Annotated in this window: 1 protein-coding gene; it reads left to right on the plus strand. The window is 31.7% G+C overall.

Annotated elements, in window-relative coordinates; translation table 11 throughout:
- The first annotated feature begins 107 nt into the window (after positions 1-107).
- Positions 108-1,892, plus strand: a complete 1,785-nt coding sequence (locus tag H6A34_RS14225) for a hypothetical protein (RefSeq protein WP_205106051.1) — start codon at positions 108-110, stop codon at positions 1,890-1,892.
- The last annotated feature ends 59 nt before the right edge of the window (positions 1,893-1,951 follow it).

The raw sequence follows: 1,951 nt of genomic DNA on the forward strand, positions 1-1,951 counted from the left end.
ATTTCAAAAAACCGTGTAATTGACTATGTTTCAATAATTTCAAAGAACTATTTATCCACTTTTACGGGACAGTAGTGATTTTGTTTATAAAATTAAATTAACTATCCATGAAAATCGAAAGTGCATTAGATATAATATCCAGAGGCCTTGTCGAAGATTCTTCAAACTTGGACAAAGGTTTCCTGTTATTAAACGCTTTTGTCAAATACCAAAATTCAAAGTTGTCGGAAGGTTTGGATGAGACATATGAGAACTTATTGGATTATGTCCTGTTTGTTGAAGGACTGCAATATCCTTTCTTTTACTGCCTTAATCGTGTCTTATCTAACTCGGAGACCATTGGCAAACTGTGTACCTACATTATAAACTTGCAATGCAAGTATGACAAGCGTTTGAATGCAAAAGAAGCATATCAATTATTACTACACATAAACAATGATTTTTATGGTAGTGAAGACAATGATTTGGCAAGAAGCATATTGGATGCATTTAATTTGCCTGGTAAAGTTTATTCTCCTGCAACGGTCGCATTAAGCAATAAAAATATAGACTCATTTATAGAGGCTTTTGGCAATGAAGATTGCACTGAAATGATGAAATCATTATGGATTCTTAAATTTATGCTATATGGTACGGCTTCATTGGAAGAAGATGAGAAACTTTATAATTCCGTATGGTTCAATAACCAAACTTATGACATTTTTTTCTTATCGGACTATGATGTAGTTGGTAATACAAAAGATAAGGATACAATAATAAACATGATGAAAATGTTTGTATCCACAAATTATTCTGCAGAAATCTCTCATTATAAACCAATACCAGCGATATATAACGAAAAACAATATAAATTAAATTCACTATCACTTGATAATACAAGCTTGATTCTCAACAGCTATTTAGAACGTTACATAAAAAATATAAGAACTTCTTCTGATGAATCATTTGAGCATGATTGTAAAAATGATGGCAATTATTTAATATTAAATTCCTTGAAGGAGCATAAGGATGTATTAAAAAAAGATTTTGACAAGAATTTTTTTGACACGTTAGAATCAAAATTAAGCAATTATTATTTGGCGACAAATAAACCGTTCAAATATTACATCGAATTGTATCTTGCGAAAATATCGTTTTCTTACAATATGGTTAAAAATGCCCTGCCTGATGATGGTATTAAGTTTTTGATTAAACAAATAGACCGCTTCCCTGATTTAAAAAAATGGATAATTGGCCCTGATTCATTTTTTGATGTTTATTTTACACGCCTATTCCCGGTTAAAGAGAAGGCAATCATACAAAATAAAAAGCAAAATAGCAAAGCCAATATTATAGACAATTCCCTGCAAGAACAATTTGATGGTAAATGTAGTGGAATAACGATATTTTGTCCAGGACAAGGAGATCAGGCCTATATTCTTTTACTTAAATATTTATATTCATTTTTAACAGGGCAGTTTGCATTCAAAGATCCAAAACTAACTAGTGATGAAGCCAAAAATATGAAACTCGATTTAGGCAATAAAACTGAATACATAAACGCAAAAAAATGTTCAGAAGAAGATTTTATCTATATATTATGTGGCAAAAAGGACAAAGGGTCTATAAGCAAAAATCCGATAATTGAATGGATAAACACACAAATATCTATGGCGGCTTTCTTTTATGCTTGTTGCGCAAAGGATGAAGTTTATGCAGAAGAGATGGTATTATCTCCTGACCCAGGATTACATAAAAACTGCTATAGTTATAACGGTAAAGAGATAAAACTTTCAATAAAAAAAGAGCTAAAGGGTATTGAGAGATATTATAAGTCATGGAAAGCCGTGGAAAAGCCACGCGACTTTGACCCTTTTGGCCAAGCAGGATTGTCCCCTTTGGCTACAATATGATTGACCCTTTAAAGTCCTGGTGTTGGGGGTCAATTTTATTTTACCCTTTTAAAATTTCC

Origin of the sequence: Marseilla massiliensis (genome assembly GCF_016899855.1) — a bacterium.
Lineage (GTDB): Bacteria > Bacteroidota > Bacteroidia > Bacteroidales > Bacteroidaceae > Prevotella.

Coding starts and splice junctions, on each gene's coding strand:
- H6A34_RS14225 (WP_205106051.1), top strand. CDS start 108: ATGAAAATCGAAAGTGCATTAGATATAATATCCAGAGGCCTTGTCGAA.